The 232-nt window shown below is 56.9% G+C and carries 1 protein-coding gene; it reads left to right on the forward strand.

Annotation, left to right across the window (positions count from 1 at the left end; translation table 11 throughout):
• On the forward strand, positions 1 to 195 hold a 195-nt coding region (locus SB773_RS34940; protein WP_410595173.1), incomplete at its 5' end, for a hypothetical protein.
• Positions 196 to 232: the final 37 nt, after the last annotated feature.

Here is a 232-nt window from a genome sequence, read left to right on the forward strand (position 1 = left end):
GGCTACTCTGGCGATCCAAGCGAGCATTGGGTTGCTATGCTGCCGCAGAACAGCGAACAGCCGCTTTTCCTCGTCAGAACTCAGGCGGCGGTTACGCCCTTCTCCTGGGCTAGGCTTGCGAATGTTCTGGACGGGATTATAGGTAAGTCCCAGCCCCCACTCCTGTATGGCAACGGTGTAAAGGTGTCCAAGTAAGGCAAGCTCCAGGCGCACGGTATTAGGGCTGATAAGC

Origin of the sequence: Bacillus sp. SIMBA_074 (genome assembly GCF_046534555.1) — a bacterium.
Classification (GTDB): domain Bacteria; phylum Bacillota; class Bacilli; order Bacillales; family Bacillaceae_G; genus Bacillus_A; species Bacillus_A mycoides.